The sequence below is a fragment of the Pseudomonas sp. UBA1879 genome (assembly GCF_002338065.1).
Taxonomy (GTDB): Bacteria; Pseudomonadota; Gammaproteobacteria; order Pseudomonadales; family Pseudomonadaceae; genus Aquipseudomonas.
In genome coordinates, this window is sequence record NZ_DDHJ01000011.1 from 75,208 (window position 1) to 94,622 (window position 19,415).

The 19,415-nt window shown below is 60.0% G+C and carries 15 protein-coding genes; 4 read left to right on the forward strand and 11 right to left on the reverse strand.

Going from position 1 to position 19,415, the window contains the following annotated elements:
- Positions 1-164: 164 nt before the first annotated feature.
- From B3N48_RS10885 to mtnA, 11 genes are all read right to left on the reverse strand, one after another.
- On the reverse strand, positions 165-1,628 hold the full coding sequence (locus tag B3N48_RS10885; RefSeq protein ID WP_296183254.1) for an MBL fold metallo-hydrolase RNA specificity domain-containing protein: 1,464 nt from the start codon (positions 1,626-1,628) through the stop codon (positions 165-167).
- A gap of 222 nt (positions 1,629-1,850) precedes the next feature.
- Positions 1,851-2,090, reverse strand: a complete 240-nt coding sequence (locus B3N48_RS10890) for a lipopolysaccharide assembly protein LapA domain-containing protein (RefSeq protein WP_296183568.1) — start codon at positions 2,088-2,090, stop codon at positions 1,851-1,853.
- A gap of 19 nt (positions 2,091-2,109) precedes the next feature.
- Complete coding sequence (gene ihfB / locus B3N48_RS10895) at positions 2,110-2,430, reverse strand: integration host factor subunit beta (RefSeq protein ID WP_296183259.1); 321 nt, start codon at positions 2,428-2,430, stop codon at positions 2,110-2,112.
- Between the two features lie 262 nt (positions 2,431-2,692).
- Positions 2,693-4,378 (reverse strand): 30S ribosomal protein S1, encoded by a 1,686-nt coding sequence (gene rpsA / locus B3N48_RS10900; RefSeq protein ID WP_081567543.1) that lies wholly within the window; start codon positions 4,376-4,378, stop codon positions 2,693-2,695.
- A gap of 121 nt (positions 4,379-4,499) precedes the next feature.
- Positions 4,500-5,189, reverse strand: coding sequence for a (d)CMP kinase (cmk, locus tag B3N48_RS10905; RefSeq protein ID WP_296183289.1), 690 nt, complete (start codon positions 5,187-5,189; stop codon positions 4,500-4,502).
- Positions 5,186-7,390: a bifunctional prephenate dehydrogenase/3-phosphoshikimate 1-carboxyvinyltransferase gene (locus B3N48_RS10910; protein ID WP_296183290.1), complete on the reverse strand. Its 2,205-nt coding sequence runs from the start codon at positions 7,388-7,390 to the stop codon at positions 5,186-5,188. Before B3N48_RS10910 ends, cmk begins: the two co-directional genes overlap by 4 nt.
- Positions 7,391-7,418: 28 nt before the next feature.
- Entirely contained in the window at positions 7,419-8,531 is a 1,113-nt protein-coding gene (gene hisC, locus B3N48_RS10915) for a histidinol-phosphate transaminase (RefSeq protein WP_296183294.1), read from the reverse strand.
- 91 nt (positions 8,532-8,622) lie between these two features.
- Positions 8,623-9,717, reverse strand: coding sequence for a prephenate dehydratase (gene pheA, locus B3N48_RS10920; protein ID WP_296183296.1), 1,095 nt, complete (start codon positions 9,715-9,717; stop codon positions 8,623-8,625).
- Positions 9,717-10,802, reverse strand: a complete 1,086-nt coding sequence (gene serC, locus B3N48_RS10925; RefSeq protein ID WP_296183299.1) for a 3-phosphoserine/phosphohydroxythreonine transaminase — start codon at positions 10,800-10,802, stop codon at positions 9,717-9,719. Before serC ends, pheA begins: the two co-directional genes overlap by 1 nt.
- A gap of 101 nt (positions 10,803-10,903) precedes the next feature.
- Positions 10,904-13,696, reverse strand: coding sequence for a DNA gyrase subunit A (gene gyrA, locus B3N48_RS10930; protein WP_296183303.1), 2,793 nt, complete (start codon positions 13,694-13,696; stop codon positions 10,904-10,906).
- A 305-nt stretch (positions 13,697-14,001) separates the two neighbouring features.
- Positions 14,002-15,078: an S-methyl-5-thioribose-1-phosphate isomerase gene (gene mtnA / locus B3N48_RS10935; protein WP_296183305.1), complete on the reverse strand. Its 1,077-nt coding sequence runs from the start codon at positions 15,076-15,078 to the stop codon at positions 14,002-14,004.
- A 228-nt stretch (positions 15,079-15,306) separates the two neighbouring features.
- Here mtnA and B3N48_RS10940 point away from each other — a divergent pair, with 228 nt between their 5' ends.
- The 4 genes from B3N48_RS10940 (at position 15,307) to B3N48_RS10955 (ending at position 19,130) form a co-directional block, all read left to right on the forward strand.
- Positions 15,307-16,635: a TRZ/ATZ family hydrolase gene (locus tag B3N48_RS10940; protein ID WP_296183308.1), complete on the forward strand. Its 1,329-nt coding sequence runs from the start codon at positions 15,307-15,309 to the stop codon at positions 16,633-16,635.
- Between the two features lie 74 nt (positions 16,636-16,709).
- On the forward strand, positions 16,710-17,408 hold the full coding sequence (gene ubiG, locus B3N48_RS10945) for a bifunctional 2-polyprenyl-6-hydroxyphenol methylase/3-demethylubiquinol 3-O-methyltransferase UbiG (protein WP_274132325.1): 699 nt from the start codon (positions 16,710-16,712) through the stop codon (positions 17,406-17,408).
- Positions 17,409-17,411: 3 nt separating this feature from the next.
- The gene (gene mupP, locus B3N48_RS10950) at positions 17,412-18,083 is read left to right on the forward strand and encodes an N-acetylmuramic acid 6-phosphate phosphatase MupP (protein WP_296183311.1); all 672 of its coding nucleotides are present in this window, start codon (positions 17,412-17,414) and stop codon (positions 18,081-18,083) included.
- Between the two features lie 300 nt (positions 18,084-18,383).
- Positions 18,384-19,130 carry a YciK family oxidoreductase gene (locus tag B3N48_RS10955; protein WP_296183312.1) on the forward strand — a complete coding sequence of 249 codons (747 nt, stop codon included), beginning with the start codon at positions 18,384-18,386 and terminating at the stop codon, positions 19,128-19,130.
- Positions 19,131-19,415 lie beyond the last annotated feature (285 nt).

Here is a 19,415-nt window from a genome sequence, read left to right on the forward strand (position 1 = left end):
TTCGGGCTGCGCGCTACCCTCGCGCACAACAGCTTGAGGCGAGGGTTAGGCAGTAAAAATCCAGTTTTGTTAATCACTGAGGCGTAATTATCTTTGAAACGCAGAACCACGTCTCAAATGTTTTAACCACGCTGCCCATCCGATCAAATAGATATATAGCGATTTCACGGCACTGGGTGTTGCTCAACGACGATGGGACGATATGCTCGTTCGGCGCAACGGCTTTCGAGCGCTTGTTTTAGCATTTTTCGGGCTCGCGCCTCACCGTGCACCAGGCGAATTTCGGCAGGGAGCACATTCATGCCCATGACAAAATCCACTAATGCCTGCCGATCGGCGTGGGCTGAATAGCCGCCGAGGGTTTCAACACCGGCTTTTATTTCATAACGCCGCCCATCGAGTTCGACGTACCCCCCTTTCGGGCCATAGGTTTGAATGGCTGCGCCGGGCGTGCCCTTTCCCTGGTAGCCCACAAATACGACGTTGTGCCGAGGATCGCCTAGCATGGCTTTCAGGTAATTGACGATTCGCCCTCCTGCGCACATTCCGTGACCGGCAATGACGATGGCCGGGCGCCCTGTGCTTGCCAGGTAATTCAACGTTTGCTGGTGCTTCGCGTGGCTGTCGAGGGTGATGAGTTGCCTGAAACCCAAAGGCTTACGACCGAGGGTGAGTCGTTCGGCGGCCTCTTCATCCCAGAGGTCATCAAACGCCTGATACACCTTAGTCAATCGACTGGCCAGCGGCGAGTCGAGAATCACCGGCAACTGCGGCCAATTGACCGGCAGCGTAGCATCCGTCGAGGGGTCGATCTGGTCGGGGCCCGGCAACGCCTTACGGTGCAGAATGTCTTCTATTTCATAAAGCAGTTCTTGAGTCCTGCCCACGCTGAACGCCGGGATCAACACGGTCCCATGGTCGGCCAATGCCTTGTCGATGACGGCTTCGAGACGAGCTTGGCGAGTCGTTCGGTCTTCGTGAAGGCGATCGCCGTAGGTGCTTTCCAGTACGAGCAGGTCGGCGCGTTCAGGTGGTCGGGGGTCTGGAAGAATCGGGGTGTGGGATGAGCCCAAATCACCGGAGAAAACCACACGCTGATGACGCTTCTCACAGGGATAATCCACATCGCATTCGACGAACGCCGATCCGAGAATGTGGCCGGCGCGCTGCAACCGGATACGGCAGCTCAATTCTGGCGTATTGACCACGCTGAACCATTCGGCAAAGGGAACCGCGATGAGACGCTCATCGATCAACTTCAGGTAGCGTGCGATCTGCAGCTTGTCGCCCCCCAGCTCGATCCTGAAGGCATCTTCAAGGACCAGCGGCAGCAGCCTCGCAGAAGGTTCGCTGCACAGAATAGGTCCTTTAAAGCCTGCAGCGAGCAGATGCGGAATGCGGCCCACGTGATCAGCATGGACATGGGTGACGATAAGCAGCTTCAGGGTTTCGATGTTGAAGCCGACGGCATTGGCAGACGTCCCGACATGTGCGGTGTGGTCTGCTTCAGATCCTTGAAACAATCCGCAGTCGATCAAGACGCTGTGGGCGGCGTCCAGCTGCAACTGGTGGCACGAACCCGTCACACCCTCGCCCGCGCCGTGGTGGATGACGTCTGGATATATCATGAGCTTCCCTGTCGATCCTGTGCCCGAAAAGCGGCGCAGCTTAACCGTCTTGATTTCAGGGTTCAGCCATCAAGGTTTTGCGAGAGATTTCGGAAGCATTTGGGAATACATCTACTGATCGGAAATCGAGGGCATTTTCCTCGCGAGCAGGCAAACGAGTCGTTACGTACGGAGCGTGGTGTATAGGCGAATGAGAACTCACGCGGCCTATGGCCGCGACATTCAAGCGAGACGTGAAGCGTTTGGCTTTCTGCGCAGCCGGGTAACCCATGCTAGAAAAGGGCCGATCAGCATTCCGAGCAACAGCGCGAGGATCACCGGCACAGCCACCGACAATTCAGGTGCTGCCCAGCCAAAGAACACCAACGCCACAGGCTGTTGATTTTCCAGCATGAAAACGACCGTCGCTGCGACGATGAGCAGGACGACGACAAAAAACAGGAAGCGTCTAAGGTTTCGCATCGAGAACTCCATCGACTTGTTATGCGTGCCGGTGCTCCATGTGCTCGTGACCGTCCTCCTCGTCTTCATTAACCCGATCGCGCAACTCTTTGCCAGGTTTGAAATGAGGGACGAACTTGCCGTCGAGACTGACCGATTGCCCGGTTTTAGGATTGCGACCAACGCGAGGTGCGCGGTAGTGAAGGGAAAAGCTGCCAAAGCCCCGTATTTCGATACGGTCGCCTGTGGCAAGGCATTGCGACATCTGCTCAAGCATGGTCTTGATGGCCAGCTCCACATCTTTGGATGAGAGCAGTCCTTGATGGGTGACAATTCGTTCGATCAACTCCGACTTCGTCATATTTTTCCCTTCTTTTTCAAGCAGCTAGGTAAAGCGCTTTGAAGGTTTTAGCACGACAAGAGGTTTTTGAACAGCCCATGTTTCCAGTTATGTGAACAGCGCTTTCAGGCAACAGGCCATTACACCGTGCAACCCTTGTCAATACGAGGGGCTCAACCGGATCTGTTTTTTCCTCAACGACCCCGGATGATCGTCTCCACCGGACAGTCGGCCACAAAAAAGGGCGACCGAAGTCGCCCTTTTTTTAATGGTCAGACAGAACTCAGTTCTGTTTTTCCATTTGAGCACGCAGCAGGTCACCCAGCGTGGTAGGACCTGTGTTCTCAGCGGTTTCAGGCTTGCTACGCAGGCTCTGAATCGCTTCTTTCTCGTCTTCAACGTCTTTCGACTTGATGGACAAGCTGATCACGCGGCTCTTGCGATCAACGCTGATGATCTTCGCTTCGATCTCTTCGCCTTCTTTCAGAACGTTACGCGCGTCTTCAACGCGGTCACGGCTGATTTCGGAGGCTTTCAGAGTCGCTTCGATGTCATCGGCCAAGGTGATGATGGCGCCTTTGGCGTCAACTTCCTTGACAGTACCGCGAACGATAGCGCCTTTGTCGTTGACAGTGACGTACTCGGAGAACGGATCGCTTTCCAGTTGCTTGATACCCAGCGAGATGCGCTCACGCTCTGGATCAACCGACAGGATGACGGTGTCGAGTTCGTCGCCCTTCTTGAAGCGACGTACGGCTTCTTCGCCCACTTCGTTCCAGGAAATGTCGGACAGGTGAACCAGGCCGTCGATGCCGCCGTCCAGACCAATGAAGATACCGAAATCGGTGATCGACTTGATGGTGCCGGAGATCTTGTCACCCTTGTTGAACTGGCCAGAGAAATCTTCCCATGGGTTAGATTTGCACTGCTTGATGCCGAGGGAGATACGACGACGCTCTTCGTCGATGTCCAGGACCATGACTTCCACTTCGTCGCCGACTTGTACGACTTTCGAAGGGTGGATGTTTTTGTTGGTCCAGTCCATTTCGGAAACGTGTACCAGGCCTTCCACGCCTTCTTCCAGCTCTGCGAAGCAGCCGTAGTCGGTCAGGTTGGTGACACGCGCGGTCACGCGAGTGCCTTCTGGGTAACGTGCCTTGATAGCAACCCATGGGTCTTCGCCCAGCTGCTTCAGGCCCAGGGAAACACGATTGCGTTCACGATCGTACTTCAGGACTTTTACATCGATCTCATCGCCAACGTTGACGATTTCCGATGGATGCTTGATGCGCTTCCAGGCCATGTCGGTGATGTGCAGCAGGCCATCGACGCCACCCAGATCGACGAATGCGCCGTAATCGGTGAGGTTCTTGACGATACCTTTGACTTGCTGACCTTCCTGCAAGGATTCCAGCAGAGCTTCGCGCTCGGCACTGTTCTCGGCTTCCAGGACGCTGCGACGGGAAACGACAACGTTGTTGCGCTTCTGGTCCAGCTTGATGACCTTGAATTCCAGCTCTTTGCCTTCCAGGTGCGTGGTGTCGCGCACTGGACGAACGTCAACCAGAGAACCTGGCAGGAACGCACGGATGCCGTTAACGTCGACTGTGAAGCCGCCTTTAACCTTACCGTTGATAACGCCCTTGACCACTTCTTCGGCTGCGAAAGCGGCTTCCAGAACGATCCAGCACTCAGCACGCTTGGCTTTTTCGCGGGACAGTTTGGTTTCGCCAAAGCCGTCTTCAACCGCGTCCAGCGCAACGTGTACTTCGTCGCCGACCTTGATGGTCAGTTCGCCAGCATCGTTGTAGAACTGCTCGAGCGGGATGACGCCCTCGGACTTCAGGCCAGCGTGTACGGTAACCCAGTCGCCGTCGATGTCGACAACGATACCGGTGATGATCGCACCCGGCTGAAGATTGAGGGTTTTCAGGCTTTCTTCAAAGAGTTCTGCAAAGCTTTCGCTCATTTTAATTCCTGTTGATAAAGGCGAAGAATCCGCCTATCTGCCACGCTCCAGACAACGTGGGTTTCGTTCATATGAAAGGAAGCCTGCGGGACTGTGACTGGTCTCCCACATGGCTCCTTGATCATCCAGCAAGATCGCGAAGTGCGACTTCACTCAGGATGCGTTCCAGCACCTGCTCGATGGACAATTCGGTGGAATCCAGCTGGATGGCGTCATGCGCCGGTTTGAGCGGGGCTACCGCTCGCTGGGTGTCGCGCTCGTCGCGGACACGTATCTCATCTAGCAGACTCGACAGACTAACATCGTCCCCTTTCGCCTTCAACTGCAAATATCGGCGTCGGGCACGCTCTTCGGCACTTGCCGTCAGGAAAACCTTCAGCGGCGCCGCGGGGAACACCACTGTTCCCATGTCTCGCCCATCCGCAATCAGGCCCGGAAACTCCTGAAACGCGCGCTGGCGCTGGAGCAAAGCTTCGCGCACTGCCGGCAGTGAAGCCACCTGCGAAGCGCCACTGCCGATCTGCTCATTGCGGATGGCCAGGGTCACTTCTTCGCCTTCGAGGATGATGCGTTGGCCGTGGTCGCCAGTCGCCGCCTCGAACTGCACGTCCAGGTGAGCGGCCAACAGCTTGAGCGCTTCTTCGTTGGTCAGGTCGACCCCATGATTACGGGCCGCGAATGCCAGCAGTCGATACAGCGCACCTGAATCCAGCAGGCACCACCCTAGACGCTTGGCCAGCAGACCCGCCACCGTCCCCTTTCCGGAACCGCTTGGTCCGTCGATCGTAATGACCGGAGCTTGAACTTTCACGATTGCCCCTCTTGCGCTACACGAATACCCACCTGGCCGCACAGCGCCAGGAAATTGGGGAATGAAGTCGTCACATTGGCGCAGTCCCGGATACGGATCGGAGCTGACGCGCGCAACGACGCAATACTGAACGCCATGGCGATACGATGATCGCCATGGCCATTGACTTCGCCCCCACCGAGCTTACCGCCTTCAATAATGATGCCATCGGCGGTGGGTTCAACCTTGATGCCCAAAGCGACCAGACCATCGGCCATGACCTGGATGCGATCGGACTCCTTGACGCGCAACGCTTGCGCCCCCCGCAACACCGTACGCCCTTCGGCACAGGCAGCGGCTATAAAGATCGCTGGAAACTCGTCGATGGCCAAGGGCACCAGGGCCGCAGGGATCACGACACCCTTGAGCGGGGCGTGACGCACGTGCACGTCGGCCACCGGTTCGCCACCCACTTCCCGCAGGTTCTGCACCGACAGGTCTGCCCCCATCAAGCGCAGAATGTCGATCACGCCGGTGCGCGTCGGGTTGACGCCCACGTGCTCAAGCACCAGATCTGAGCCCTTGGCAATTGATGCCGCCACCAAAAAAAACGCCGCAGAAGAGATGTCGGCCGGCACTTCGATACGCGTCGCTTTGAGTGTGCTACCCGCTTCGACAGACGCCGTCGCACCGTTGCCGCCTACTGGATAACCGAAACCACGGAGCATCCGCTCGGTGTGATCGCGGGTGGGGGCAGGCTCGGTCACCGTTGTCGTGCCATCGGCATACAGCCCGGCCAGCAGCAGGCAGGATTTGACCTGCGCGCTGGCCACAGGCATCACATAACGGATGCCTGTGAGGGACTGCCCCCCACGAATGGTCAGCGGCGGTCGGCCCTGCGCAGCGGTATCGATCACGGCGCCCATTTCACGCAGCGGCTTTGCCACGCGGTCCATGGGACGTCTGGACAATGACGCATCTCCCGTCAGGACGCTGTCGAAACCCTGGGCAGCCAATAAGCCAGCGAGCAAGCGCATCGACGTGCCGGAGTTGCCCAGGTAAATCGGACCGGGCGCAGGCTTCAGCCCATTGAGGCCGACACCATGAATGGTCAGCCGACCGTGGTGCGGACCTTCGATGACCACGCCCATGTCGCGAAAGGCCTGCAAGGTCGCCAACGCGTCTTCGCCTTCAAGGAAGCCTTCGACTTCGGTGGTGCCTTCCGCAAGTGAGCCCAGCATGATCGCCCGATGGGAAATCGACTTGTCGCCTGGCACACGAATCTTCCCTCGGACGCTACCGCCCGGCTGACCAACAAAGGTCAGGTGGTCGGCGGCGGCCTTATCGACATAGGCGCGGCGCGCGAGGATGTTACCAAAATGTTCCCGCGCGACCCGGGCCCGGGTGAACACACCGAGCAACTGATGGCCATCGCCCGCATCCACCGCATCGCGCAGCGCGTCCAGGTCGTGGCGGAAGGTGTCCAGCGTACGCAGCACTGCCTCGCGATTGGCCAGGAAGATGTCGTGCCACATCACCGGGTCGCTTCCGGCGATACGGGTGAAGTCACGGAAACCGCCCGCGGCGTAGCGAAAGATTTCGAGGTTTTCATTACGCTTGGCCAGCGAGTCCACGAGACCAAACGCCAGCAAGTGAGGCAGATGACTGGTCGCGGCCAACACTTCGTCGTGTCGCTCGACCTGCATATGTTCGACATCGGCCCCCAGCGCAGACCACATGCGATCGACCAATGCCAACGCCTGGGGATCTGTGTCAGGCAGCGGCGTGAGGATGACCTTGTGACGGCGGAACAGCTGCGCGTTCGACGCCTCGACCCCGCTCTGCTCGGAACCGGCAATCGGGTGGCCTGGCACGAAGCGCGCGGGCGTCGTTCCGAACACCTCACGGGCGGCGCGCACGACATTGCCCTTGGCGCTGCCCACGTCCGTCAGCACAGCATCACCCAGGTCGAGGGTTGCCAGTACGCCGAGCAGTTTTTCCATGGCCAGGATCGGCACGGCCAATTGAATGACATCGGCACCGACGCAGGCGGTAGCAAGGTCTTCACAGCGATCGACGACACCCAGTTCGACGGCCAGCTTGCGCGACTGTGGATCGAGATCGACGCCGACCACCTCGCGACACAGGCCGCTTTCTTTAAGGCCCTTGGCGAACGAACCTCCGATCAAACCGAGGCCGACCACCACCAGGCGGCCGATCATAGGCGCAGTCGATTGCACTGCCGTGACATCAACCACGCGCCAGAACCTTGCTCAAGGCCTCAAGGAAGCGGTCGTTCTCGGCAGACAATCCAATGCTGACCCGCAGGTGGTTAGGCATGCCGTAACCTGCCACCGGCCGAACGATCACGCCTTCGCGCAGCAAACCTTCGTAAACCGAAGCGGCTTCTCGGCCCAGATCCACCGCGATGAAGTTGGCCCTGGACGGAATCCAGCCCAGGCCCATTCGACGCAGGCCCTCCTCCAGCTGAGCCATGCCGGCTTCGTTCAGGCGACGGCTTTCTGCAACAAACTCAACGTCGTCCAATGCGGCGCAGGCGCCGACCAGCGCAAGGCTGTTCACATTGAATGGCTGACGAACGCGGTTCAGCACATCCGCCACGACCGGCGACGACAGGCCGTATCCCACGCGCAACGACGCCAGCCCGTAGGCTTTGGAAAACGTGCGCGAGACGAGCAGATTCGGATGATCGGCCAGAAAACTCAGGCCGTCTGGCAGCTCGGAACCTGAGGCGTATTCGATGTAGGCCTCGTCCAACACAACCAGCACGTTTTCGGGCACGGCAGCAAGGAAATCGGTCAGCGCCTGGGGGCCGAACCAGGTGCCGGTTGGGTTGTTCGGGTTGGCGATGAACACCACCCGGGTGTGGCTGTCGATGGACGCGAGCATCGCTGTGAGGTCATGCCCCCAATCCTTGGCTTTCGCCACACGGGCACCGGCGCCCACGGCCTGAGTGACGATCGGGTAAATCGCAAAGGCGTGTTCACTGAACACCGCGTTCAGTCCGGGGGCCAGGTAGGCGCGCGCGACGATTTCAAGAATGTCGTTGGAACCGTTGCCCAGCGTGACCTGATTCGGCTGGACACCGCAGCGCTCGGACAACCGCTGTTTAAGGTCGAAGCCGTTGCCATCGGGGTAACGGGTCAATTCGGCCAGTGCATCACGAATCGCTGATAGCGCCTTGGGGCTGCCGCCCAGCGGATTTTCATTGCTGGCCAGCTTGATGATGCGAGCCGGATCGATATCCAGTTCACGTGCCAGCTCGTCCACCGGTTTGCCGGGAACGTAAGGCGAAAGTTTTTGCACACCGGCCTGCGCCAGCGCGAGGAAGTCGCCGCTCATTTACCGCATTACCTCTTCAAATATTGCTTGGCTCGTTGCTGCGAAGCGCAGGTTCCAGTCCGGGCGCCCCAACACTCGGGGCACCCGCCAATCAGAGAACTGCCTTCGGATAAGAACCCAGCACCTTGAGAGCCACCGCTTCCTGGCTGATGCGCTCCAGTACTGCCTTGATCAATGGATCGCGGTAATGACCGACGAAATCGATGAAGAACACGTAGGTCCATTTACCGCTGCGCGACGGCCGGGTCTCGATGCGGGTCAGGTCGATTCCGTTGTCGTGGAAAGGCACCAGCAGCTCGTGCAATGCGCCCGGCTTGTTGCTCATCGACACGATGATCGATGTCTTGTCGTCACCGGTCGGCGGCACTTCCTGATTGCCGATCATCAAGAAGCGCGTCGCGTTGTCCGGACGGTCTTCGATCTTTTCGGCAATGCGTGTGAGGCTGTACAGGCCAGCCGCCATGTCGCCGGCAATGGCAGCGGAGTTCCACTCACCCTTCACGCGCTTGGCCGCTTCGGCATTGCTGGAAACCGCCACGCGCTCGACGTTCGGGTAGTGGGCGTCGAGCCACTTGCGGCACTGCGCCAGCGACTGAGCGTGGGAATAGATGCGGCTGATGCTGTCGGTCTTGGTGTTTTCGCCCACCAACAAATGGTGGTGAATACGCAATTCGACTTCGCCGCAGATGACCATGTCATGTTCGAGGAAACTGTCCAACGTGTGGTTAACCGCGCCTTCGGTGGAGTTCTCCACCGGGACCACGCCGAAGTTGACCGCGCCCGCGGCCACTTCGCGGAACACTTCGTCGATGGCGGCCATCGGCTTGCTGATCACGGCATGGCCGAAGTGCTTCAGCGCCGCTGCCTGGGTAAAGGTACCTTCCGGGCCGAGGTAAGCCACCTTGAGCGGCTGCTCCAAAGCCAGGCAGGACGACATGATTTCACGGAACAGACGCGCCATTTCTTCGTTGCTGAGCGGGCCGCGATTACGCTCCATGACCCGTTTCAGCACCGCCGCTTCGCGCTCCGGCCGATAGAACACCGGCTCCTCGCCTTCAGCCAGACTGGCCATCTTCACACGTGCCACTTCCTGCGCGCAGCGAGCACGTTCGCTGATCAGCTCCAGAACCTTTTCGTCCAGGCTGTCGATGCGGACGCGCAGCGCCTTGAGTTCTTGCTCAGACATCAGCCATGTTCCTTCTCGAATTCGGCCATGTACGCCACCAGTGCTTCGACGGCGTCCAGGCCCAGTGCGTTGTAAATCGAGGCGCGCATGCCACCCACCGAGCGGTGCCCCTTGAGATTGAGCAGCGCGCGCTCTTCTGCACCGGCCAGGAACGCCTTGTCGAGACGTTCGTCCGCCAGGCGGAACGGCACGTTCATCCAGGAACGGGCGTTGTGGCTGATCGGGTTGGTGTAGAAGTCGCTGCCGTCAATGAAGCCGTACAGGCGATCCTTCTTCGCCCGGTTACGCTTCTCCATGGCGTCGACGCCGCCCTGCTCCTTGAGCCATTCGAAAACCAGACCCGACAAGTACCAGGAATAGGTGGCCGGGGTGTTGTACATCGAGGCGTTGTCGGCCGAGACCTTGTAATTGAGCATGGTCGGGCAACTGCTGCGGGCGCGACCGAGGAGGTCTTCGCGAACGATCACCACCACCAGGCCGCTCGGGCCGATGTTTTTCTGAGCCCCGGCGTAGATCAGGCCGAACTGCGAGACATCGGTCGGGCGCGACAGAATGTCGGACGACATGTCCACCACCAGCGGAACATCGCCGGTTTCAGGCACCCAGTCGAACTGCAGACCGCCGATGGTTTCGTTGGAGGCGTAATGCACGTAAGCCGCATTCTTCGTCAGGTTCCACTCGTTCTGACCCGGAATCGCCAGGTAGTCGAACGGTTTGGCGCTGGCGGCAACGTTGACGTGACCGAAGCGGCGGGCCTCCTCGATGGCTTTCTTCGACCAGATACCGGTTTCGATGTAATCGGCAGTGCCGTTTTCCGGCAGCAGATTGAGCGGAATCTCGGCGAACTGCTGACTGGCGCCACCTTGCAGGAACAGGATTTTGTAGTTGGAGGGGACGGACAGCAGCTCACGCAGGTCCTGCTCGGCCTTTTCCGCGATGGCGGTGTAGTCATCGCTGCGATGGCTCATCTCCATCACTGACAAGCCCTTGCCGTGCCAATCCAGCATTTCGGCCTGGGCGCGTTGCAGAACAGCATCAGGAAGCGCGGCAGGACCGGCGCAGAAGTTAAAGGCTCGCTTGCTCATATCCACTCTCGTCAACTCGTAGAATTCGAAACGGCCATCGCCAACACGCCTGCTGGCTAAAGCCAAGAGGGCCCGTCAAGGGCCCTCGAAAACAACGTCTATCAGTCCTGCGGTTCTTCGTCGGCAGCGGCGTCAGCCTGCAGATCGGTGGACGAGTCGTCGGCGTCAGAGAGGTTTGCAACCTCCCCGTCGAGCGCTTCGCCATCCAACGCTTCACCTTCGAGCTCTTCGCCTTCGACTTCGGACGGCTCCTGAACACGCTCAAGCCCGACCAGCTTCTCGTCTTTCGCCAGCTTGATCAGGGTCACGCCCTGGGTGTTGCGGCCCAGACTCGAGACTTCACCAACGCGCGTGCGCACCAGGGTGCCCTGGTCGGAAATCAGCATGATCTCTTCACCGTCCTGCACCTGAACCGCGCCGACCAGGCGGCCGTTACGCTCGTTGCTGACCATGGCGATAACGCCCTGACCGCCACGTTTGTATTCAGGGAATTCGGTGATGGCCGTGCGTTTGCCGTAGCCACGCTCGGATGCGGTAAGAATCTGGCTGCCTTCTTCCGGAATCAGCATGGAAATCAGCTTCTGCCCTTCCGCCAGACGCATACCGCGGACACCACGGGCAGTACGGCCCATGGCGCGGACGTCGGATTCCTTGAAACGGGTGACTTTGCCGCCGTCGGAGAACAGCATGATTTCCTGCTCGCCGTCGGTGATGGCCGCCGAAATCAGAATGTCGCCTTCGTCCAGCTCCAGCGCGATCAGACCGACGCTGCGCTGACGGCTGAAGGCTACCAGCGGGGTTTTCTTGACCGTACCGTTGGCGGTCGACATGAAGATGAACGGCGCCTTCTTCTTGTCTGCAGCCTTGATACGCGCCTTGCGCTCTTCTTCGGTCTCGTTGCTGTTCTCGACGTCGTCCACATCGACGTCAAGGCCCTCGGCCTCTTCTTCATCGGCCTGCTTACGCATGGCTTCCAGATCGACCGGCAGCATCGTGGTGATGTATTCGCCTTCGCTCAATGGCAGCAAATTGACCAGCGGACGGCCCCGGGCAGCGCGGGAGGCTTCCGGAATTTCGTAGGTCTTGAGCCAGTACACCTTGCCCTTGCTGGAGAACATCAACAGCGTGGTGTGGCTGTTGGCGACCAGCAGGTGAGCGATGTAGTCCTCATCCTTGACGCCGGTAGCCGATTTGCCTTTGCCGCCGCGACGCTGGGCCTGGTAAACGGCCAGCGGTTGAGTCTTGGCGTAGCCACCATGGGAGATGGTCACGACGCGCTCTTCTTCAGGAATCATGTCGCCCAGGGTCAGGTCCAGACGCGCATCGAGGATCTCGGTGCGGCGGACATCGCCGTATTCGGCACGAATCAGCTCCAGCTCTTCGCGGATGACTTCCATCAGGCGCGTGGAGCTGTTGAGGATGCGGATCAGCTCGCCGATCTGGGTCAGGATTTCCTGATACTCGGTCAGCAGTTTTTCGTGTTCCAGACCGGTCAGGCGATGCAGACGCAGCTCCAGGATCGCCTGGGCCTGTTCCGGCGACAGGAAGTACTTGCCGTCGCGCAGCCCGTATTGCGGGTCGAGGTTTTCCGGACGGGACGATTCGGCGCCTGCGCGCTCGACCATCTCGACCACGGCGCTTGATTCCCAAGGCGTGTTGATCAGGCCTTCCTTCGCTTCCGCCGGCGTCGGCGACGCCTTGATCAGCTCGATAACCGGGTCGATGTTCGACAGGGCAACGGCCTGACCTTCGAGAATGTGACCGCGCTCGCGGGCCTTGCGCAGTTCGAACACGGTGCGGCGGGTGACGACTTCACGACGGTGGCGAATGAAGGCTTCCAGCAGGTCCTTGAGGTTGAGGATCCGGGGGCGGCCGTCGATCAGCGCGACGATGTTGATGCCGAACACACTCTGCAGTTGGGTCTGGGCGTAGAGGTTGTTGAGGATGACCTCAGGCACTTCGCCGCGACGCAGCTCGATGACCACGCGCATGCCGTCCTTGTCGGACTCGTCGCGCAGTTCGGTGATGCCTTCGAGCTTCTTCTCTTTCACCAGCTCGGCGATCTTCTCGATCAGACGGGCCTTGTTCAGCTGGTACGGCAGCTCGGTGATGACGATCTGCTGGCGGCCGCCTACCTTGTCGATGTCCTCGACGATGGAGCGGGCGCGCATGTAAATGCGGCCACGACCGGTCTTGTAGGCTTCGACGATACCGGCGCGGCCGTTGATGATGCCCGCCGTCGGGAAATCAGGGCCGGGGATGTACTGCATCAGTTCGTCGACGGTCAGGTCGCCGTTGTCGATGAGTGCCAGGCAGCCATCGATGACTTCACCCAGGTTGTGCGGCGGAATGTTGGTCGCCATGCCCACGGCGATACCGCTGGAGCCGTTGACCAGCAGGTTGGGAATACGGGTCGGCATGACCGCCGGAATCTGCTCGGTGCCGTCGTAGTTGGGCACCCAGTCGACGGTTTCCTTGTGCAGGTCCGCCAGCAGTTCGTGGGCCAGCTTGGTCATGCGCACTTCGGTGTATCGCATGGCGGCGGCGTTGTCGCCGTCCACGGAACCGAAGTTGCCCTGGCCGTCTACCAGCAGGTAGCGCAGGGAGAACGGCTGGGCCATACGCACGATGGTGTCGTAGACCGCAGTGTCGCCGTGCGGGTGGTATTTACCGATGACGTCACCGACCACACGGGCGGATTTCTTGTACGGCTTGTTCCAGTCGTTACCCAGTTCGCTCATTGCGTACAGTACACGCCGGTGCACGGGCTTCAAGCCATCGCGTGCATCGGGCAGAGCTCGTCCGACGATGACGCTCATTGCGTAGTCGAGGTAGGACTGCTTCAGCTCGTCTTCGATATTGACCGGTAGGATTTCTTTGGCCAGTTCGCCCATGAGAAGCTCGATTCCTTTTTCTGGTGAAACCTCGTGCACCCATCCGGGATGAACGAAGCTCGCCGCCGCCGGCGATTGCCTGGCGGCGACTTACGACAAATCAGCGAGTTAAGCCATGGATTTGCGCAGTGAAGGAGGCCGCAATGCGCCCCCTTGGAAACCGCCGGATGTTACCACAATCGTCGTCGGACACGCAGCATCTGAGCGCCCTGCAAACACGCCTTTTCGCCATCAGCGGCCTGAGAAGCGCTCACAGGCCCCGTTAGTGCTCACCCGGCTGACCGGTAGCGCCTGCGACAAAGTGATCAATGCAAGCGTTTACGGCACATCAGCTGCGCCAATTTCGCGGTATCGGGACGTTCGACGATGCCCTTCTCGGTCACGATGGCGTCGATCAGGTCGGCGGGCGTCACATCGAACACCGGGTTGAACGCATCGACCTCGGCGGCCAGACGCTGCCCGCCGACGTTCAGAATCTCGCTGCCCCCACGTTCTTCGAGGGGGATGTCATCGCCGCTGGCGAGGTTCAGGTCGATGGTCGAACTCGGCGCCACGACCATGAAGCGGACGCCGTGGTGCATCGCCGCCACGGCCAACTGGTACGTGCCGATCTTGTTCGCCACGTCGCCGTTGGCCGCGATGCGGTCAGCGCCGACAATGACCCAAGTCAGGCCCTTGGTTTTCATCAGGTGCGCGGCGGCCGAGTCGACGGTGACTGTCACCGGGATGCCTTCGTTGGCGAGCTCCCAGGCCGTCAGCCGTGAGCCTTGCAGCCAGGGCCGGGTCTCGTCGGCGTAGACCCGCTCGATCATGCCTTCTATATATGCCGCGCGAATCACGCCGAGCGCCGTGCCGAAGCCGCCGGTTGCCAACGCGCCTGCGTTGCAGTGAGTGAGCACGGTTTGCAGATTGCCCTGATGTTTGCGGATGAGGTCCACGCCCAGTTGCGCCATCGTCAGGTTGGCTTCGCGGTCGCTGAGGTGAATCGCTTTGGCTTCGGCCTCCATGAGCGGGCGTGGGTCGTCGCCTTCTTTCAACCGATACAAACGTTCGCGCATGCGGTTCAGCGCCCAGAACAGGTTGACGGCCGTGGGCCGGGCGTTGACCAGCAGGTCGAAGTCCTCTTCCAAAGCCATTTGCCAGCGGTCGCCCTGGGAATAGCGCTCGAACACACCGAGGACCAGACCGTACGCGGCCGCGATGCCGATGGCCGGGGCGCCGCGCACGACCATCGCGCGGATGGCCTCGGCCACCCCTTCAGCGGTGTGATAAGCCAGCCACGTTTGCTCGAAGGGCAATGCGCGTTGATCCAGCAGATACAACGTGCCATCCCGCCATTCGATGGCTCTCACCTTTTCCGCGGCCAGTAATTGATCGCGCATTGCACACCCCACTTGCTGAATGTTGAAGATCAGGGCGCTCAGAACATTCGAATCATTGCGGTGATCGAACCGTAGCTTTCGCGAGCATGCTCGCTCCCACAATTTGTCTCGGATGCCAGAAATCAAATGGCCAGCAGCTGAAAAAGCCGCCGATTATAGCGAGCCGCCCGCCAAGACGCTCGGGTATACTTCGCCGTCCCCGTATTGCGCGATTGGATAGCCCTCCCCATGCCCCATTCTGCTGCCCCGCTCGACCTCTTGCTGTTGCCGGACTGGCTGGTACCGGTGGAACCCGCTGGCGTTGTGTTGCAGCAACACGGCATTGGCATTCGCGACGGCCTTATCGCGTATATCGGCCCCAAGGCCGAAGCCTTGCGGCAAAACGCCCTTGAGATCCGCGAACTGCCTGGCATGCTGCTCAGCCCTGGTCTGATCAACGCCCACGGACATGCGGCGATGACGCTCTTTCGTGGCCTGGCCGATGATCTGCCGCTGATGACCTGGCTGCAGGACCACATCTGGCCCGCCGAGGGCAAGTGGGTCGATGAAGACTTCGTGCGCGACGGCACCGATATCGCTATCGCCGAGCAGTTGAAGGGCGGCATCACCTGCTTTTCTGATATGTACTTCTTCCCGAAAGTGGCTGCAGAGCGGGCCCACAACAGTGGCATTCGCGCACAAATCACCGTGCCTGTGCTGGATTTCCCGATACCCGGCGCCCGCAATGTCGACGAAGCGCTGCACATCGGCATTGAACTGTTCAACGACATGGCGCATCACGATCGCATCCGGATCGCCATGGGGCCGCACGCGCCGTATACCGTCAGCGATGAAAACCTGGAAAAGATCCGGGTCATCGCCGACGAGCTGGACGCTGCCATTCACATGCACGTTCATGAAACCGCCTTTGAGGTGAATGAAGCGGTTCAGCAACGCAACGAACGTCCGCTGGCGCGGTTGCACCGACTGGGCCTGCTGGGGCCGCGCTTTCAGGCCGTGCACATGACGCAGATCAGCGATGACGATCTGGCGATTCTGGTGGAAACCAACTCCAGCGTGATCCATTGCCCCGAGTCGAACATGAAGCTGGCCAGTGGTTTCTGTCCGGTAGAGCGCCTGTGGCAAGCCGGCGTCAACGTGGCGATTGGCACTGACGGCGCGGCCAGCAATAACGACCTGGATCTGCTGAGCGAGACCCGGACGGCTGCCTTGTTGGCCAAAGCCGTTGCGGGCTCTGCCACCGCGCTGGATGCCCATCGCGCGCTACGCATGGCGACATTGAACGGCGCCCGGGCCTTGGGCATCGAAGATCAGACCGGCTCGCTGCAACTCGGCAAAGCGGCAGACATGACCGCTTTCGATCTGTCGGGGCTGGCCCAACAGCCGGTGTACGACCCTGTGTCCCAGTTGATCTACGCCAGCGGGCGCGATTGCGTGACCCACGTCTGGGTCGGCGGCAAACAGCTGCTGCACGACAAGCGCCTGACGCGGATGGACGAGGACGCGCTGGTCAGGGCGGCCAAAGCCTGGGGCAACCGCATCGCCGTCAAAGGCTGAGCACACGCCATATTGCACGATCAGGGCCAGACGCCGTGATCTGACACCGAATTCACGTTTTTGAGGGATCACACATGAGCAACGTCGACCACGCCGAAATCGCCAAATTCGAGGCCCTGGCCCATCGCTGGTGGGACCGCAACAGCGAATTCAAGCCGCTGCACGACATCAACCCCTTGCGAGTGAACTGGATCGACGAACGCGTCAGTCTGGCGGGCAAGAAAGTGCTGGACGTGGGCTGCGGCGGGGGCATTCTCAGCGAGGCGATGGCCCTGCGCGGCGCCACGGTGACCGGAATCGACATGGGCGAAGCGCCGCTGGCGGTGGCTCAGTTGCATCAGCTGGAATCCGGCGTCAGCGTCGAGTATCGCCAGATCACCGCCGAAGCCCTGGCCGAAGAGATGCCTGAGCAATTCGACGTCGTGACCTGCTTGGAGATGCTGGAGCACGTACCCGATCCGTCGTCGGTGATTCGCGCCTGCTACAGGATGGTCAAGCCGGGGGGCCAGGTGTTTTTCTCCACCATCAACCGCAATCCGAAAGCGTATCTGTTCGCGATCATCGGCGCGGAATACATCATGAACCTGCTGCCGCGCGGCACCCATGACTTCAAGAAATTCATCCGCCCCTCCGAGTTGGGGGCGTGGAGCCGTCAGGCGGGTCTTGAGGTCAAGGACATCATCGGGCTGACGTACAACCCGCTGACCAAGCACTACAAGCTGGCTTCGGACGTCGACGTCAATTACATGATTCAGACCTTGAAGGGAGCCTGAATCATGCGCCTGAGAGCGGTTCTCTTCGACATGGACGGCACGCTGCTCGACACCGCGCCGGACTTCATCGCGATTTGCCAGGCAATGCGCATCGAGCGCGGATACCCGCCGGTGGACGACAAGCTGATCCGCGACGAAATTTCAGGCGGCGCCAAGGCGATGGTCTCGGCGGCCTTCGCCATGTCGCCCACCGCGCCTGAATTCGAGCCTTTGCGGCTGGAGTTCCTCGAGCGTTATCAGCAGGATTGCGCGGTGCACAGCCGACTGTTCGACGGCATGGCCGAGTTATTGGCCGATATTGAAAAGGCCAGGCTGATCTGGGGCGTGGTCACCAACAAACCGCTGCGTTTCGCCCAACCGATCATGGACCAGTTGGGGCTGACGGAGCGCTCGGCGCTGCTGATTTGCCCTGACCATGTGACCAAGAGCAAACCCGACCCCGAGCCGCTGCTGCTGGCGTGCAAGATGCTCGATCTGGATCCGGCGAGCGTGCTGTTTGTGGGTGATGATTTGCGCGACATAGAGTCCGGTCGCGACGCAGGCACCAAGACGGCAGCGGTGCGTTATGGCTACATTCACCCCCACGACAACCCCGATCATTGGGGCGCAGACGTGGTGGTGAATCACCCACTGGAATTGCGTCGGGTGCTGGACAATGCGTTGTGCGGTTGCTGAGGGTTCTGACACCGTACACATAACCTGTGGGAGTGAGTTTGCTCACGAATCAGTCGGTACATCCGCGGCATTCAGTCGATCGTCAATACGCCTTCGTGAGCAAGCTCACTCCCACAGGATTCGACACCAGGCGATCGTTCGTCGTAAAACCTGACACCTCCTTTATGTCAAATGCGCTGCATCCGCTGGTTTTGCTGCCGCTTCGCGCCAGATCGCGAGCAAGCCAGCTCCCACGCCCTCCGCGCAGAAGCCGTTCGCGGCGTGTCATTTTCCAAAGGACCTAACAAACCGAGGCCCCCCATGTTCAATTATTCCGCCCGCCCCGACCTGCTCAGCGGCCGAATCATTCTGGTCACCGGCGCAGGCCGTGGTATCGGCGCTGCGGCAGCCCGCACCTACGCCGCCCATGGCGCGACGGTGTTGTTGCTCGGCAAGACTGAAGCGAACCTGACGACCATCTACGACGAAATCGAAGCGGCCGGGCATCCGCAGCCGGTAGTGATCCCCTTCAATCTGGAGACCGCCCTGCCCCACCAGTACGACGAACTGGCGGCCATGATCGAAGCTGAATTCGGACACCTCGACGGTCTGCTGCACAATGCCTCGATCATCGGTCCGCGCACGCCTATCGAGCAGTTGTCCGGCGAACACTTCATGCGGGTCATGCACATCAACGTCAACGCCACGTTCATGCTGACGGCCACGCTGCTGCCGCTGCTCAAGCGCTCACAGCAGGCGTCGGTGGTGTTTACCTCCAGCAGTGTCGGGCGCAAGGGACGCGCGTATTGGGGTGCTTACGGGGTGTCGAAATTCGCCACCGAAGGCCTCATGCAAACCTTGGCCGATGAACTGGAAGACGTGGCCACCGTGCGCGCCAACAGCATCAACCCGGGCGGCACCCGTACTGACATGCGCGCCCAGGCCTATCCGGCGGAAAATCCGCTGAATAACCCCACACCGGAAGCGATCATGCCGGTGTATCTGTACCTGATGGGGCCTGACAGTTCGGGCATCAACGGCCAGGCGTTTGATGCGCAGAAAAAATGATGCTCTGGAAGCATCTGGCGAGACTGCGCAGGCGTTTGAGTCGGGTGCCAAGCCTTTCGGCCAGCATCAAAGTACGCCGCCATTGCCTGCTCCTTCGGCGGTTTTCCGTCGCGTCTTCGTCGCTAAACACCTCGCAAACCCTCACGCCAGTCAATTCCTGGGCGTAGACAGGCTCAGCTCCTGAAGCAGTCCACGCTAACGTGCTGATTTGCAACAACATCGACGAAACGCATCGAACTGGCATGACTTTCGCTCTGTCAACGTCAGGCCGCCCGGAAGAGGCGC